The organism is Diaphorobacter ruginosibacter, assembly GCF_040396215.1.
Taxonomy (GTDB): Bacteria; Pseudomonadota; Gammaproteobacteria; order Burkholderiales; family Burkholderiaceae_C; genus Diaphorobacter_A; species Diaphorobacter_A ruginosibacter_A.
Genome location: NZ_JBEBOW010000010.1, coordinates 30,226 through 45,725, shown reverse-complemented (window position 1 = coordinate 45,725; position 15,500 = coordinate 30,226). Strand labels below are relative to the sequence as shown.

The 15,500-nt window shown below is 64.2% G+C and carries 13 protein-coding genes and 1 pseudogene; 9 read left to right on the top strand and 5 right to left on the bottom strand.

Annotated features, from left to right (window positions below):
* Nucleotides 1–299 (bottom strand): annotated as a pseudogene (locus ABWP92_RS02990) (general secretion pathway protein GspB); the annotation flags it as partial.
* Between the two features lie 7 nt (nucleotides 300–306).
* On the bottom strand, nucleotides 307–2,070 hold the full coding sequence (locus ABWP92_RS02985) for an AAA family ATPase (RefSeq protein ID WP_353233859.1): 1,764 nt from the start codon (nucleotides 2,068–2,070) through the stop codon (nucleotides 307–309).
* Between the two features lie 306 nt (nucleotides 2,071–2,376).
* Between ABWP92_RS02985 and ABWP92_RS02980 the strand changes: the two genes are divergently transcribed.
* The 8 genes from ABWP92_RS02980 (at nucleotide 2,377) to ABWP92_RS02945 (ending at nucleotide 12,367) form a co-directional block, all read left to right on the top strand.
* Entirely contained in the window at nucleotides 2,377–4,299 is a 1,923-nt protein-coding gene (locus ABWP92_RS02980; protein WP_353233858.1) for an AMP-dependent synthetase/ligase, read from the top strand.
* Nucleotides 4,300–4,325: 26 nt separating this feature from the next.
* A complete protein-coding gene (locus tag ABWP92_RS02975) occupies nucleotides 4,326–5,114 on the top strand; it encodes an ABC transporter ATP-binding protein (protein WP_353233857.1) in 789 nt (262 codons plus the stop codon).
* A 17-nt stretch (nucleotides 5,115–5,131) separates the two neighbouring features.
* A complete protein-coding gene (locus tag ABWP92_RS02970) occupies nucleotides 5,132–6,061 on the top strand; it encodes a branched-chain amino acid ABC transporter permease (RefSeq protein ID WP_353233856.1) in 930 nt (309 codons plus the stop codon).
* Between the two features lie 239 nt (nucleotides 6,062–6,300).
* Nucleotides 6,301–7,377 (top strand): branched-chain amino acid ABC transporter permease, encoded by a 1,077-nt coding sequence (locus ABWP92_RS02965; RefSeq protein ID WP_353233855.1) that lies wholly within the window; start codon nucleotides 6,301–6,303, stop codon nucleotides 7,375–7,377.
* 91 nt (nucleotides 7,378–7,468) lie between these two features.
* A complete protein-coding gene (locus tag ABWP92_RS02960) occupies nucleotides 7,469–8,779 on the top strand; it encodes an ABC transporter substrate-binding protein (protein ID WP_353233854.1) in 1,311 nt (436 codons plus the stop codon).
* Between the two features lie 209 nt (nucleotides 8,780–8,988).
* Nucleotides 8,989–9,798 carry an ABC transporter ATP-binding protein gene (locus ABWP92_RS02955; protein ID WP_353233853.1) on the top strand — a complete coding sequence of 270 codons (810 nt, stop codon included), beginning with the start codon at nucleotides 8,989–8,991 and terminating at the stop codon, nucleotides 9,796–9,798.
* 120 nt (nucleotides 9,799–9,918) lie between these two features.
* The gene (locus tag ABWP92_RS02950) at nucleotides 9,919–11,166 is read left to right on the top strand and encodes a phenylacetate--CoA ligase family protein (RefSeq protein ID WP_353233852.1); all 1,248 of its coding nucleotides are present in this window, start codon (nucleotides 9,919–9,921) and stop codon (nucleotides 11,164–11,166) included.
* Nucleotides 11,167–11,377: 211 nt separating this feature from the next.
* Nucleotides 11,378–12,367, top strand: coding sequence for a tripartite tricarboxylate transporter substrate-binding protein (locus ABWP92_RS02945; protein ID WP_353233851.1), 990 nt, complete (start codon nucleotides 11,378–11,380; stop codon nucleotides 12,365–12,367).
* Nucleotides 12,368–12,487: 120 nt separating this feature from the next.
* On the opposite strand, the gene ABWP92_RS02940 is transcribed toward ABWP92_RS02945, so the two are convergent.
* Together ABWP92_RS02940 and ABWP92_RS02935 are read right to left on the bottom strand one after the other, a co-directional pair.
* The gene (locus ABWP92_RS02940) at nucleotides 12,488–12,826 is read right to left on the bottom strand and encodes a DUF1840 domain-containing protein (RefSeq protein WP_353233850.1); all 339 of its coding nucleotides are present in this window, start codon (nucleotides 12,824–12,826) and stop codon (nucleotides 12,488–12,490) included.
* 25 nt (nucleotides 12,827–12,851) lie between these two features.
* The gene (locus ABWP92_RS02935; RefSeq protein ID WP_353233849.1) at nucleotides 12,852–14,183 is read right to left on the bottom strand and encodes a class I SAM-dependent methyltransferase; all 1,332 of its coding nucleotides are present in this window, start codon (nucleotides 14,181–14,183) and stop codon (nucleotides 12,852–12,854) included.
* A gap of 261 nt (nucleotides 14,184–14,444) precedes the next feature.
* On the opposite strand from ABWP92_RS02935, the gene ABWP92_RS02930 reads away from it, so the two are divergent.
* A complete protein-coding gene (locus ABWP92_RS02930) occupies nucleotides 14,445–14,615 on the top strand; it encodes a hypothetical protein (RefSeq protein WP_353233848.1) in 171 nt (56 codons plus the stop codon).
* A 187-nt stretch (nucleotides 14,616–14,802) separates the two neighbouring features.
* Here the strand turns inward: ABWP92_RS02930 and ABWP92_RS02925 are convergent, their stop codons facing one another.
* Nucleotides 14,803–15,498, bottom strand: coding sequence for a DNA-3-methyladenine glycosylase I (locus tag ABWP92_RS02925; protein WP_353233847.1), 696 nt, complete (start codon nucleotides 15,496–15,498; stop codon nucleotides 14,803–14,805).
* Nucleotides 15,499–15,500: the final 2 nt, after the last annotated feature.

Genomic DNA, 15,500 nt, shown 5'->3' with positions numbered 1-15,500 from the left:
GGCGCTGGCACAGGCTCGGCGCTGGATGCCGGAGCAGCCACGGCGGGCGCGGCCACCGGCGCCTGCGCAACGGCCACCGGTTGGCGCTCCTGCGTTCTGGACGAGAACTGCAGCCATGCCAGCACGATGGCTGCCGCCGCGACGGCCGCCGCGATCGGCCAGCCCATGCGCGAGCCGGTTCTCTGCGCGGATGCGGGCGGCGGCTCGGGCACCGGCGCCGAGGGCGTATGCAATCCCGGCACCGAGCCCCTGCCGCGTTCAGCTTGCGCGCGTCGAAGCGCATCGAGGATATAGGACATGGGTTACTCAAGCTCCAGTGCGCAGACGCGGTTCCGTCACACCCGCCGCGCGATTCAACAACATCAGGGTCAGCGGTCCGGCCTGGCCGTCGGGCGTGATGCCCTGGGCCAGCTGGAAACGCCGAATGCGCTCGCGCCTGACGGCAGCTGCCTTGCCGGGCGCTGCCTTGGCCAGCTCCTTGCCAGGCTCTTGCAGCAGCCGCGCCAGTTGCCCGTCAAGCCATGCAAGCGCATCGGGACCGGCGGCCGTGCCGCCGCCATCGCCTTCGGCCAGCGCCTGGGGAGCGCGCCACAGCGTGGTGATCTCGCCATGCCAGAGCGACGCCAACTGGCTCACGGGCAGCTGGATCACCATGCCGTCGGCGCCCTCCAGCCATGCGTTGTCCTCGTTCAGGCCCTGAAGCACCGCGTTGGCCCGCAGGGGCTGCCCGTCGCCGTTCGTGGAAACCAGCGTCAGCAAGACCGGGCGGTCGAGCTGCCGCACCAACGCCAGTCCGGCCTTGCGATTGCGGTAGCACTGCAGGTCCTGCCGCGCCAGGGCGGGACACGGATCGGCGCCCTTGCCCGTCAGGCGGATATTCCAGTTGGCGGCCAGAACCTTCCAGGCGGCGAAGTCGTCCGCCGCCTGCGCCGCCAGGAAATCCTGCAGCCCAGCGGAGTCGAGCACCGGGGGCGCCGCGGGAGGAGCGGCGGAAGGAGCGGCGGAAGGAGTGGCGGGAGGGGCGGCCTCTACCGCCACGCTGGCCGGCTGCGCGGGCCCGGAAGAAACCGCTGGCGGAGACGGCTGTGCCTCGGTGGCTGCCTTGACGGCGGCATCTCCGCCAGCCGGCCCGCCACGCAGCGCCCATCCCGCGCCGCCCGCCGCGAGCGCCAGCGCCAGCGCGCCCACGGGCCACCATTTCCGCGCCGCGCCCGCGCCGCCGCCGTGCGCGGCGCGCGGCTTGCCGCTGCCATCGCCGAACACTTCGCGCGCCGCTTTCTTCACCACCGCATCGGAAACCTCGCGCGCGCCCGCTGCGTAAGCGCCCAGCAGGGCGCGATCGCACAGCAGGTTGATGCGGCGCGGCACGCCGCCCGAAAGCGCATGGATGCGCCGCAGCGCCTTGTCGCCCAACGGCGACGGCCCGCGCAGCCCGGCCACCGCCAGGCGATGCGCCACGTACTGCCGTGTTTCCTCCAGGCTGAGCGCATCGAGGTGATAGCGAGCGATCACACGCTGCGCGAGCTGCTCGAGCGCCGGATCGGCCACCATGTCGCGCAGCTCGGGCTGGCCGATCAGAATGATCTGCAGCAGCTTGCGCTCACTGGTCTCCAGATTGGTCAGCAGGCGCAGCTGCTCCAGCACGTCGGGCGCGAGATTCTGCGCCTCATCGATGATCAGGACGTTGTTGCGGCCGCGCGCATAGGAGTCGAGCAGGAATGCGTTCAACGGGTCGATGCAGTCCTTGACCGTCTCCATCCCCGCGACGGCGGCGGCATGCGCGACGCCGAACTCATCGCAGATCGAGCGCAGCAGCTCCTGCACCGTGAGCTTGGGATTGAAGATGTATGCGACGTTGCAGTGCGCGGGAATCTGCTCCAGAAAGCAGCGGCACACCGTCGTCTTGCCGGTGCCGATTTCCCCCGTGAGCAGCACGAAGCCGCCGCCCGCGTCCAACCCGTACAGGAGATGCGCCAGCGCCTCGCGGTGGCGCTCGCTCATGAACAGGTAGCGTGGATCTGGCGCTATGGAAAAGGGCTGGTGCTCGAGCCCGAAAAACGAGGCGTACATGGTGCCGAGGATACCGCCTGCGCGCGCCGGCTCGATGAATCATGCCCGACTGCCCGGCTAGGCCCTGCGAAAAAATCCGCGCCTTCTCCACGCGCCGTGGAAACACAAGCGATGAAGGCGCGGCATTTGATATCTATCAGCCAGCGGCCCAGAGCAGGGTTAGACCCGTGGGGACTAACCCGCAAATTGTCCGTCCCAAGACATATTGGCGTCAAAGTTGTTCTTACCATTCGCAGCATCGCGATGGACAAGCCTTTGCGCCTTCGGCGGCAGGCCCATCTGTTCACCCACCCGATAGGTACAGGAATGAAGACAACGTTCCCTCATTTGCTGCTGCAGCACGCCGCCCAGAGGCCGGACGCAGCGGCCCTGCGCGAGAAAGAGTACGGCATCTGGCAGACCTGGAGCTGGCGCAAGGCTGCGCACGAAGTGCGCCAGATGGCCTGCGGCCTGCTTGCCCTGGGATTTGAACGTGGCCAGAACCTGGCCTTCATCAGCGACAACCGCCCTCATCAGTACCTCGGCTTCGTGGCCGTGCAAAGCGTCGGCGGTGTGCCGATTCCGCTCTACCAGGACGCGGTGGCCTCCGAAATGCGCTTCGTGATGCAGGATGCCGAAATTGCATTCGCCTTCGCGGAAAACCAGGAACAGGTCGACAAGCTTCTGGAAGTGCGTGAATCCGTCCCGACCATCCGCCACATCATCTATGACGATCCGCGCGGCCTGCGCAAATACGATGCGCCCGGCCTCATCAGCACCGAAGACCTGATGAAGAACGGCGCAGAGTGGGACCGCGCCCATCCGGGCGAATGGGACCGGCTGCTCGAGAGCATCGAGCCGTCCGACGTCTCCGTGATTCTCTATACATCGGGCACCACCGGCACGCCCAAGGGCGTCTGCCAGACGCATGCCAGCTTCGCGGGATCGGCCAGGGGCGCGATCGAGGTGGACAACCTGAACCCGAGCGACAACGTCATCTCCTACCTGCCTCCGGCGTGGGTGGGCGATCACCTGTTCTCGTTCGCCCAATGGCTCACCGCTGGCTTCACCATCAACTGCCCGGAGTCCGCCGCCACCGTCAACATCGATCTGCGCGAGATCGGCCCCACGTACTATTTCGCGCCGCCGCGCGTGTTCGAGGGCATGCTCACCTCGGTGTCGATCCGCATGGAGGACGCCGCCAGGCCCAAGCGCTGGCTGTTCGAGAAATGCATGGATCTGGCGCGCCGCGTGGGCTCCGACATCCTGGACGGCAAGCCCGTGGGCACGATGGACAGGCTCAAGTACAAGCTGGGCGACATCTGCATCTACGGCCCGCTGCGCAATGTGATGGGGCTGTCGCGCATCCGCGTGGCCTATACGGCTGGAGCAGCCATCGGCCCGGATCTGTTCCGATTCTTCCGATCCATCGGCATCAATCTCAAGCAGCTCTATGGCCAGACCGAGACCTGCGCATACGTCTGCATCCAGCGCGACAAGGCGGTCAAGCTCAACAGCGTGGGCCGCGCCGCGCCTGGCATCGAACTCAAGATCGCCGACAACGGCGAAGTACTGGTCAAGGGCGTTTCGGTGCTCAAGGAGTACTACCGCCGCCCCGACGCGACGGCCGAGGTGATCGACGGAAATGGCTATTTCCACACGGGCGATGCGGGCGTGCTGGACGCCGACGGCGATCTGCGCATCATCGACCGCGCCAAGGACGTGGGCAAGACCAACTCCGGCGCGATGTTTGCGCCGAACTACATCGAGAACAAGCTCAAGTTCTTCCCGCAGATCAAGGAGGCCGTGTGCTTCGGCAACAAGCGCGATCAGGTCTGCGCGTTCATCAATATCGACTACGAGGCCGTGGGCAACTGGGCCGAGCGCCAGGGCATGCCGTATGGCGGCTACGTCGATCTGGCCACCAAGGAGAAGGTCATTGCGCTGGTCGGCGAGTGCATCGGGCAGGTCAACAAGGACCTTGCCGGCGAACCGGGAATGGCCGACACGCAGGTCGCGCGATTCATCGTGCTGCACAAGGAACTCGACCCCGACGACGATGAGCTGACCCGCACCCGCAAGGTGCGCCGCAACTTCATCGCGGACAAGTATGGCGTGCTCGTCGATGCGCTCTATGGCGGAAAGACCGAGCAATTCGTTGAAACCCAGGTGAAGTTCGAAGATGGCCGCAAGGGCAGCGTGAGCGCCACGCTGAAGATCTCCGACGCCAAGCTCCACAAGGCCGCCTGAGCCGCAGCACAAGGCAAGCACCCATCATGAGCAACGACAAGAAGATTGGCGATGTCATTCTCGACATCAAGAACATCAGCCTCAGATTCGGCGGCGTGAAGGCGCTCACCGACATCTCGTTCAACGTGAAGGAGCACGAGATCCGCTCCATCATCGGCCCCAACGGCGCGGGCAAGAGCTCCATGCTCAACTGCATCAACGGCGTATACACGCCCAGCGAAGGTTCGATCACCTTCCGCGGCAGGACCTTCGCCAACATGAACAGCCGCCAGGTGGCGGAAATGGGCATCGCGCGCACATTCCAGAACCTCGCGCTGTTCAAGGGCATGAGCGTGATCGACAACATCATGACGGGCCGCAACCTCAAGATCAAGAGCAACATGCTGCTGCAGGCATTGCGCATCGGCCCGGCGGAGCGCGAGGAAATCAGGCACCGCGAGTTCGTCGAGCACATCATCGACTTCCTGGAGATCCAGGCCTATCGCAAGACGCCCGTCGGCCAGTTGCCCTATGGCCTGCAAAAGCGCGTGGACCTCGGACGCGCGCTCGCCATGGAGCCGCAGGTGCTGCTGCTCGATGAGCCGATGGCGGGCATGAACGTCGAGGAAAAGCAGGACATGTGCCGCTTCATCCTCGACGTGAACGACGAATTCGGCACCACGATCGTCCTGATCGAACACGACATGGGCGTGGTGATGGACATCTCGGACCGCGTGGTCGTGCTCGACTACGGCAAGAAGATCGGCGACGGCGCACCCGACGAAGTGCGCAACAACGAAGACGTGATCCGGGCCTACCTCGGCACGAGCCACTGAGCGGGGAGACACACGAAATGGCATTCTTTCTGGAAACCCTGTTCGGCGGACTCATGGCCGGCATGCTGTATGCGCTGGTCGCGCTCGGCTTCGTGCTGATCTTCAAGGCGTCCGGCGTGTTCAACTTCGCACAAGGCGCGATGGTGCTGTTCGCGGCGCTGGCGATGGCGCGCTTCGCGGAATGGATTCCGCAGTGGACCGGCATCGAGAACAAGATCGTCGCCAACGTGGCGGCCTTCATCGTCGCGGCCATCGTCATGTTCATCTGCGCCTGGATCATCGAGCGCCTGGTGCTGCGCCACCTGGTCAACCAGGAAGCCGCGACGCTGCTGATGGCGACGCTGGGCATCACCTACTTTCTCGAAGGCGTGGGCCAGACCATCTTCGGCAGCGAGATCTACTCGATCGACATCGGCATGCCCAAGGACCCGGTCTTCCTGTTCGAGTCGGTATTCGACGGCGGCGTGATGGTCAACCAGGAGGACATGATCGCCGCAGTGATCGCCGCCGTGCTCGTGGCCCTGCTGTCGGTTTTCTTCCAGAAAACCAAGACGGGCCGCGCGCTGCGGGCCGTGGCCGATGACCATCAGGCAGCGCAGTCCATCGGCATTCCGCTCAACCGCATCTGGGTCATCGTGTGGTGCGTGGCGGGCATCGTGGCGCTGGTCGCCGGGATGATCTGGGGCTCCAAGCTGGGTGTGCAGTTCTCGCTGACCACGGTCGCCTTGCGCGCCCTGCCCGTGGTGATCCTGGGCGGCCTGACCTCGGTGCCGGGCGCCATCATCGGCGGCCTGATCATCGGCGTGGGAGAAAAGCTCTCCGAGGTCTACCTCGGCCCCTTCGTGGGCGGCGGCATCGAGATCTGGTTCGCCTACGTGCTCGCGCTGGCCTTCCTGCTGATCCGCCCCCAAGGCCTGTTCGGCGAAAAAATCATTGATCGCGTATGAAATACGAGATCAATGATTTTTCGAAGACGGCCCGGCGTGCAACGCACGTCGGGTGCGGCAACGCAGTTGGCGCACAGCACCAAGGGTGCGCCCTCGTGCAAAAAACCAGCCGCGTATGAAATACGGGATCAATGATTTTTCGAAGACGGCCCGGCGTGCAACGCACGTCGGGTGCGGCAACGCAGCGGGACCGCAGCACCGGATGAACCGTACACACAAGCAACGATCAGGAGAAATTCATGTTCTACCGTGAGAACGGCCAGTTCAAGACGAGCTACCGCGCCGACCAGCAGGTGTTCCCGATACGCCAGGACAAGATCGGCGTGTGGCTGCTGGTTGCCGCCGCGTTCATCCTGGTTCCGATGATCGCATCGGACTATTTCTACCAGGCCATCCTGATTCCGCTGACCATCATGTGCCTGGCCGCGCTCGGCGTGAACATCCTGGTGGGCTATTGCGGCCAGATCTCGCTGGGTTCCGGCGCGTTCATGGCGGTGGGGGCCTATGGGGCGTTCAACTTCATGGTGCGCATTCCCGGCATGCCGCTGGTGCTGGCGCTGATCCTCGGCGGCCTGTGCGCCACGTTCTTCGGCATCCTGTTCGGACTGCCGAGCCTGCGCGTGAAGGGTCTGTACCTGGCGGTTGCCACGCTGGCCGCGCAATTCTTCAGCGACTGGATGTTCCTGCGCATCAAGTGGTTCACCAACGATTCGCCGTCCGGCTCCGTGTCGGTGTCGCACCTGAACTTCCTGGGCATGCCCATCGAATCCGCGATGTCCGAATACCTGTTCTGCCTGGGCATCCTCGTGGTGATCGCCATTCTCGCCAAGAACCTGGTGCGCGGCGCCATCGGCCGCGAATGGATGGCCATCCGCGACATGGACGTGGCGGCATCCGTGATCGGCATCCGCCCCATGTACGCCAAGCTCTCCGCGTTCGCCGTGAGTTCCTTCATCATCGGCATGGCCGGCGCGCTGTGGGCATTCGTGCACCTGGGCGCCTGGGAGCCGGCGGCGTTCTCGGTTGATGTGTCGTTCAAGCTGCTGTTCATGGTGATCATCGGCGGCATGGGCTCGATCATGGGCAGCTTCTTCGGCGCGGCCTTCATCGTCGTGCTGCCGATCGTGCTGAGCCTGGCGCTGCCCGCCATCGCGAGCCTGTTCGGCTTCCAGATGTCCACCGCCGGGGTGTCGCATGCCGAGTTCATCATCTTCGGCGCGCTGATCGTCTGGTTCCTGATCGTGGAGCCGCACGGCCTTGCCAAGCTGTGGTCGATCGGCAAGCAGAAGATGCGCGTGTGGCCGTTCCCGCATTGATCTTGAAGTTGTGATTTTTCCGTGTGTAGTGCGCATGCCGCGCAAGAAGTCAGTTGACGTTCGTTCATTCACTTTTCATAGGAGACAAACCATGAAGTTCACTCGTCTGGCATTGGCCGCCACCCTGGCAGCCGCAAGCGCCGGCTTCGCCGGCAGCGCGTTCGCTCAGGAACAGTTCATCCCGCTGCTCTCGTACCGCACCGGCGCCTACGCGCCCAACGGCATCCCATGGGCCAACGGCAAGCAGGATTACCTCAAGCTCGTCAACGAGCGCGACGGCGGCATCAACGGCGTGAAGATCGCCTACGAAGAGTGCGAAACCGGCTACGCCACCGACCGCGGCGTGGAGTGCTACGAGCGCCTGAAGAGCAAGCCCTTCGTTGCCGCGTTCGACCCGCAGGCAACCGGTATCACCTTCGCCCTGACCGAGAAGGCCCCCGTCGACAAGATCCCTCTGATCACCCTGGGCTATGGCCTGTCGATCGCCAAGGACGGCAACGCCTTCCCCTGGAACTTCCCCTTCATGGGCAGCTACTGGACCGGAGCGGACATCCTGATCCAGCACATCGCCAAGAAGGCGGGCGGCCTCGACAAGCTCAAGGGCAAGAAGATCGCGCTGATCTATCACGACAGCCCGTTCGGCAAGGAGCCCATCCCCTTGCTGCAGGAACGCGCGAAGATGCACGGCTTCGAGCTGCAGTTGCTGCCGGTGACGGCGCCGGGCGTCGAGCAGAAGGCGACCTGGCTGCAGTTGCGCCAGAGCCGTCCCGACTATGCGCTGCTGTGGGGCTGGGGCGTGATGAACTCCACCGCGCTCAAGGAGGCTCAGGCCACCGGCTTCCCGCGCGACAAGCTGTACGGCGTGTGGTGGGCCGGCGCCGAGCCCGATGTCCGCGACGTGGGAGAAGGAGCCAAGGGCTATCAGGCGCTCGCCTTGAACGGCTTCGGCCAGAACACCAAGGTCGCGCAGGACGTGCTGAAGTATGTGCACGACAAGAAGGCCGGCTCCGGACCGCGCGATGAAGTCGGCTCCGTGCTGTACACGCGCGGCATGATCATCTCGATGCTGACCGTGGAAGCCATCCGCACCGCGCAGGAAAAGTTCGGCAAGGGCAAGCCCATGACCGGCGAACAGGTCCGCTGGGGCTATGAGAACCTGAACCTGACGGAGGCACGCCTGAAGGAACTGGGCTTCGACGAGGTCATGCGTCCGCTCAAGACATCGTGCGGCGACCACATGGGCTCCAGCTGGGCACGCATCCACACGTGGGACGGCAAGAAGTGGAACATGGGAAGCGACTGGTACCAGGCCGACGACAAGGTCATCGACCCCATGATCAAGGAGCATGCGGACAAGTATCTGGCCGACAAGAAGATCGCGCGCCGCACCGACTGCAAGTGATCTGCGGGGCGCCGGGCGCCTCTCCTCCCGCACCGCGCACGCCGCGGCGCGAGAGGGGCGTCGCTCCCGCCGCGAAGCGGCCCTCGTGCGGCGGTTGCCGGGGCGGGGCGCGCTTCACCGGGGCGCGGGCAACTTACGTCACGCGCGCAGCCGAAAGCCTCCCGCAAGGTGGTTTTCGATTGGGTGAATGGCTTTGAAAAGGCTCAAACATGGAAGCGAAAAACATCGTTCTCAACGTCAACGGCATCGAGGTGATCTACAACCACGTGATCCTGGTGCTCAAGGGCGTTTCGCTGCAATTGCCCGAGCGCGGCATCGTCGCGCTGCTGGGCGGCAATGGCGCGGGCAAGACCACGACGCTGCGCGCGATTTCCAATCTGCTCAAGGGCGAGCGCGGCGAAGTCACCAAGGGCTCCATCGAACTGCGCGGCGAGCGCATCGAGAATCTCTCGCCCGCCGATCTCGTCAGGCGCGGCGTGGTGCAGGTGATGGAGGGCCGCCACTGCTTCGCTCACCTGACCATCGAGGAAAACCTGCTGACCGGCTCCTACACGCGCACCAGCAAGGCAGAGATCTCGGCCAACCTGGAGAAGGTCTACAACTACTTCCCGCGCCTGAAGACGCGCCGCACGTCGCAGGCGGCATATACCTCGGGCGGCGAGCAGCAGATGTGCGCGATCGGCCGCGCGATCATGTCCAACCCCAACATCATCCTGCTCGACGAGCCGTCGATGGGACTGGCGCCGCAGATCGTCGAAGAGGTGTTCAACATCGTCAAGGACCTCAATAGCAAGGAAGGCACGACCTTCCTGCTGGCCGAGCAGAACACCAACATGGCGCTGAAGTACGCGGACTATGGCTATATCATGGAAAGCGGCCGCGTCGTGATGGACGGCGCGGCCCATGATCTTGCGAACAACGAGGACGTCAAGGAGTTCTACCTGGGCGTCGGCGGCGGCGAGCGCAAGAGCTTCAAGGACGTGAAAAGCTACAAGCGCCGCAAGCGCTGGCTGGCCTGAATCGCGCGAGAAGCAGCGCTCCCCCGCACTTTCCCGGCAGTTTTGCCAGCTCCTTCCCCCGAAACCATTGTTCAACTCGGGGCGGAACCCATACGCCCTCGAATGCTCCAGGAACCTGTCATGACGTCCTTCTACGATGCACTGGAAACCCGCGACCCAAAGGACCGTGAGGCGGCCTTGATGGCCGCGCTGCCCGCGCAGATCGCCAATGCGCAACACAACTCCAGCGCCTTTGCCGAGATCCTGGCGGGAGTGACTGCCAGCGCAATCACCAGCCGCGCCGCGCTCGCCGCCTTGCCGGTGACGCGCAAGTACGAGTTGCTCGAACGCCAGCAAAAATACCGCGACACGGACCCGATCGGCGGCTTCGGCACGCTCGCGTTCGGGCGGGAAATGCCGCGCGTTTTCGCCAGCCCCGGCACCATCTACGAGCCAGAAGGCACAAGAAAGGATTACTGGCGCGTGGCCCGCGCCATGTATGCGGCGGGTTTTCGCCCGGGCGAGTTGATCCACAACAGCTTCAGCTACCATTTCGTTCCCGCTGGCTCGATGATGGAAAGCGGGGCCCACGCCCTGGGCTGCACGGTATTTCCCGGCGGCACCGGCCAGACCGAACAGCAGGTCCAGGCCATGGCAGAGCTCAGGCCCGCGGGCTACGTCGGCACGCCGAGCTTTCTGAAGATCATCATGGAAAAGGCCGGCGAGCAAGGCGTGCAGCTGGCAAGCGTCACCAAGGCTCTGGTGTCGGGCGAGGCGTTTCCGCCATCGCTGCGCGACTGGATGGCCGAGCGCGGCGTGCAAGGCTTCCAGTGCTATGCGACCGCCGACCTTGGCCTGATCGCCTATGAAACCCAGGCCCGCGAGGGGCTGGTGCTCGACGAAGGCGTGATCGTCGAAATCGTGCGTCCCGGCACGGGCGACCCCGTGCCCGAGGGGGAAGTGGGCGAGCTGGTCGTCACCACGCTCAACCCGGACTACCCGCTGATCCGCTTCGGCACCGGCGACCTCTCGGCGGTGCTGCCCGGCCGCTGCCCCACGGGGCGCACCAACATGCGGATCAAGGGCTGGATGGGCCGGGCGGACCAGACCACCAAGGTACGCGGAATGTTCGTGCACCCAGGCCAGGTGGCCGCCGTCGTCAGGCGGTTCCCGCAGATTTCCAAGGCGCGCCTCATCGTGAGCGGTGAAATGGCCAACGACCAGATGAAGCTCGTCGTCGAGACCACCGAGACCGCGCCGGGACTTGCCGGACTGCTGGCCGAGGCGCTGCGCGAAGCAACCAAGCTGCGCGGAGACATTGAAATGGTGATTCCGGGCACCCTGCCCAACGACGGCAAGGTGATCGAGGACGTGCGCAGCTACAAGTAAAACGGGGTAGTTTGGCGGCTTCCCCTAAAAACCCTTACCACCTGAAAATTACATGAGCTTGACAACCCATCGCCCAATACTATTTTTTATCGGTGATTACATGCTGCAAGGAGCTTTCGTCAAGCGTGTTTGCGCTTAATTCCTAGTAATTACCTTGATGCGACGAAATGCAATCTTTTTTACCATTTGCGCCTCTTTCGTCAGGATCATCATGAAGACTACTTTTAAATTTGCCCTAGCCGCCGCGGCTGTGCTTGCCGCCTTCGGCGCTTCCGCCGATGCCTACCCCGAAAAGGGCAAGACCATCACCATCGTCGTCCCGTTCACCGCTGGCGGCCCGACCGACCGCGTCGCGCGCGATCTGGCCGAGGCCCTGCGCAAGCCGCTGAACGGTACCACCATCGTGATCGACAACACGGCCGGCGCCGGCAGCTCCATCGGCATGGCCAAGGTTGCGCGCGCCACGCCGGACGGCTACACGCTGCTGCTCAACCACATCGGCATGTCCACCGTGCCCGGCCTGTACCGCAAGCTGCCGTTCAATGTCGAGAAGGATTTCGAATACCTCGGCATCATCAACGACGTTCCCATGACGCTGATCGGCAAGCCGACGCTGCCCGCCAACAACTACAAGGAACTGACCAGCTGGATCGCCGCCAACAAGGGCAACATCAACCTTGCCAACGCCGGCATCGGCTCTGCTTCGCACCTGTGCGGCCTGCTGTTCCAGAGCGCGCTGCAGACCGAAATGACGCCCGTGCCCTACAAGGGCGCGGCGCCCGCGATCGCCGACCTGATGGGCAATCAGGTGGACCTGCTGTGCGACCAGACCACCAACACCACGCAGCAGATCGCCGGCAAGAAGGTGAAGGCCTACGCCGTGACCACGCCCAAGCGCCTGTCCATGCCCGAGCTCAAGGACCTGCCGACGCTGCAGGAAGCCGGCCTGAAGGGCTTTGAGGTGACGATCTGGCACGGCCTGTATGCCCCCAAGGGCACGCCCGCGGCCGTGATCAAGACGGTCAACGAAGCGCTGAGGGTCGCGCTCAAGGATCCCACCTTCGTGAAGAACGAGGAAATGCTGGGCGCCGTGATCGCCAATGACGACCGCCTGACGCCGGAAGGCCACAAGAAGTTCGTGATCTCCGAAATCAACAAATGGGGCCCGATCATCAAGGCCGCGGGCGCCTACGCCGACTGACGACGTGCATCGAACGGTGGCCGAGCCTGGTGTCGGCCATCCAGTAGCTGCGCAAAAACGGAAAACCGGCGGGTTCCTGCGAACCCGCCGGTTTTTTTCCGCTGGTTGAACCAGCCTGGCTCACCAGACCACGTCGTTGCCTTCGGCGGCGCTGCGGCGCAGCATGTCGATGAAGGGCGCTGCGCGCTGGCGCAGCTCGATCACCTCGCCTTCGTTGACCTTCTGGTCGTCTTCGCCGGCGCTCGCATAGTCAGGCGTTTTCTGCTTCTCGTCGCGGCCCAGGTTTTCCTCGGCGGCCACGGCCGCCTCCAGCGCCGCGATGGCGGCAGGAATCTGCGCCACGGTGACGATGCCGTGCGGCCCGCCCGGGTCTTTGCCGATGATGGTGAGAATCTGGCGCGCCGTCGGCTCCAGCATGATGAGGTCGGCAGTGGAACGTGATTTGAACTTGTAGAGCATCGAGGCTTTCTTCGTCAGGTAGGGATCAGGAATGAACCGGCGATGAATGACTGGCCGCGTCCGCCTTGGCCCGCTCGTTCGCACCTGCGCGCGGCGCGTAGATATAGTCGCGCGTGAAAGGATAGACCGACTGGGCTCCGGCCATTGTCCCTGATTGCAGGTTTCCGTCGGGACGCACCGCAAGCATCTGGTGAAGCGCGGTCCAGCCGCGCTCGAAGCCCAGGGCGCAACCGGCCAGATACAGCCGGTACGCCCGCAGCGCCTTGCCGCCCTTTTCCTCGCCGTACTGCGCGTTCAGGATCGCGGCGGCCTTGTCCAGCTGCGCCTCCAGCGCATCCGACCATGCCCACAGCGTCTTGGCGTAGTGTGGGCGCAGGTTTTCCGTATCGACCATTTCCAGGCCGCCAAGCGCCATGTCCTGCTGCACGGTGCTCACGTGCAGCAACTCGCCGCCCGGGAAGATGTACCGCTCGATGAAGTCGCCCATGCCGGCGCCCAGTTGCGCGTTGTCCACGCCGCCCGCCGTGATGCCGTGGTTCATCAGCAGGCCGCCGGGGCGCAGCAGGTCATGCACGGTCCTGAAGTAGCCCACCATCTGCTCGCGGCCCACGTGCTCGAACATGCCGACCGAGGCGATCTTGTCGAACGGCTGATCAGCCTTCAGCTCACGGTAGTCCGCCAGCTTCATGCGCACGCGCGCGCCGAGCCCGCGCTCCTCGATCAGGCGCTGCACGTGCGCATATTGATTCTTGGAAAGCGTGATGCCGGTGGCGTCCACGCCATAGTTCTCCGCGGCCCACAGGAGCAGGCCGCCCCAGCCCGCGCCGATATCCAGGAAACGCTCGCCCGCCCGCAGATCGAGCTTGCGGCAAATGTGATCCAGCTTGGCCTCCTGCGCCTTGGCGAGCGTGAGCTCGGGCGTGCGGTAATACGCGCAGGAATACACCCGGCGCGGATCCAGCCACAGCGCATAGAACTCGTCGGAGAGGTCGTAGTGGAATTGGATGTTGCGCGTGTTGTGCGCCACCGTGTGCGCCGCCATGGAGCGCGTGCGCTGGATGACACGCTGCCACCAGTGATTGCCGGAGCCGCTGGTGGGATCGAGCTTGAGCAGGGCCGACGCCGCTGTCATGAGCTGGCGCATGTTGCCCTCGATGGCGACGCGCCCCTCCACGATGGCCGCACCCACATTGCCGATCTCGCCCATGGCCAGCGCCACCATGGAGAGCCGGTCCTTGCAGCCCAGCCGCACGTCCGCATCGCTGGCCCCCAGACGCCTTCCATCCGGCAGCTGGATCTGCACGGACACCGGCACTTGCGCCAGGCTGAGCTCGAGCGACTTCATCAAATCCTTCACAACAACTCCTTGCAAAGCCGATAACAGGTTCTGATTCTTCTAGCGGAGCACGACAATCGTCAATGGCCCCTGTCTTACACGATGGCGGGCGGTAGTCCCACGCAAGGCTTCATGGAAATGTCACTTTTTGCATTCCACAGCCCACGAAAACCATCGTTTCCGCGCGAATCCGGGTCGTCAAAAAAGCCCATTTCGGACCGCTCGGGCGCCAAATATGGCCTAATAGCGGGTTCATCCGATTTTTTCTCAAGAGGAGCCGTCATGGGCAACAAGATCGTTACCGAAGCAGACCGCAAGCGCAGTCCCCGTCCAACCCCGATGCCAGGCATGCCTGTCGCGACCGCAGGCCGCGGCCAACGCGTGAGCCTGGAGCGTGGCGTCGCAACCCGCAACAAGAAGAACCCCGGCAAGCGCTCGCACAAGGGCGGCTGATCGGGCGGCTGGTTTCAGCCTGTGCTCTGCACCGTGCCCGAAACCTGTTCGGGCGCTGTGCGGGTCAAGGCACCGGAAGCCCCTGCCGGAAAAACAATGCCTCGCGTGCAATGCGCAAGACAGGCAAGCCCCGCTTACTCCCCAGCCGCGTTACCGGCAGGCGGAATCCCCCCGGAATTTCATCGCTTCACGGCGTCTCACCGGCTTTCGGCACGGTAAATAAGTCGCGCGCCCGCGCCGCCGCATCATGCACGTGGCAGCCGGCGATGTGGTCGTTGACCAGCCCCATGGCCTGCATGAACGCGTACATGGTCGTAGGCCCCACGAAGCTGAAGCCGCGTTTTTTCAGATCCCTGGACAGCGCCTGCGACGCGGCCGTCGCCGTGACGGCGCGCACGGCATCGTAGGTGTTCACTGCCGGACGGTTCAGAGCGGCCTGCGGCGCGTAGCTCCAGACATATGCGGCCAGCGTGCCGAATTCACGGCGCAACTCCAGCACCCGCCGGGCATTGTTGATGCACGATTCGATCTTGCCGCGATGCCGCACAATGCCCTTGTCGGCCAACAGGCGCAGGACGTCCTTCTCGTCGAAGCGCGACAGTTCCTGCGCCTCGAAATTGGCGAAGGCGGCGCGAAAGGCCCCCCGCTTGTTCAGGATGGTGAGCCAGCTCAGCCCGGCCTGGAACCCTTCCAGGCAAAGCTTCTCAAACAACCGCCGGTCGTCATCGACGGGAAATCCCCATTCATGGTCGTGGTAGTGTCTGTACAGCGGCGACGCCTCGCACCAGAAGCAGCGCCGGCAGCCGCCGTCATCGGAGAAGAGTCCCGCCACGGGTTGCGGTTGCTGGTGTTCGGCCATCGGGCCATTGTGCCGTGAAAACATGG